General features: G+C 58.5%; 1 protein-coding gene. It reads right to left on the bottom strand.

The window, feature by feature from the left end; translation table 11 throughout:
- Positions 1 to 188 precede the first annotated feature (188 nt).
- A partial coding sequence (locus HA630_RS02070) for a restriction endonuclease (protein ID WP_166832199.1) occupies positions 189 to 593 on the bottom strand: 405 nt, incomplete at its 5' end.

Raw genomic sequence — 593 nt, 5'->3', positions numbered from 1 at the left:
GCGCACGGTCAGGGTGTCTGTTGCCACGTCGCTGGGTTTCTGGACGATGCTGAAAAATCCTACTGGTGTGATGAGCCACATGGGGTCCTCCTTGCCTGCTTGTTCTGGGTTCGCTGCTGAGACCGTATCGATTTCGGACACGGCGCAAACAGCATCGCACAATGTGTAGGCCTTAGCCAGACCGCGTGTCACTGAGCCGGGGGCTTGGCTTTGAAGAGCTTCTTGTTGGCCGAGTGCACATTGCTGGCCTGCTTGAACTTGTCGAAGTAGGCCTGGTTGACTTTCCAGACGTCTTTGGCCAGTTGGGTCACGCCCAAGCCCTTGGACTTGAGCAAGGCGATCAGCCCGGCAATGTCGACCAGCGTGATCTGCACCTTGCCTGAACGCCGTGCCTCATTCACCGCTTCCACCGTGAAGCTGGAGGTGGTGAAAAAGATGCCGTGCTGGAAGCCTTGGTCCAGGGCACCTCGGAATTCACGGATCGCTGCAGGCTGCACTTTGTTGTCGGTGCCATAGCGCTTGCACTGCCAGGCCACCCGAAAGGTGATGAGTTTCAGCTCGTCCACCGAGTAGGTGGCGGTGCCGTCGATCCC

This window comes from Aquabacterium sp. A08 (assembly GCF_011742065.1).
Note: the sequence above shows the minus strand (reverse complement) of the source record. Positions and strands in the feature narration are given on the sequence as shown.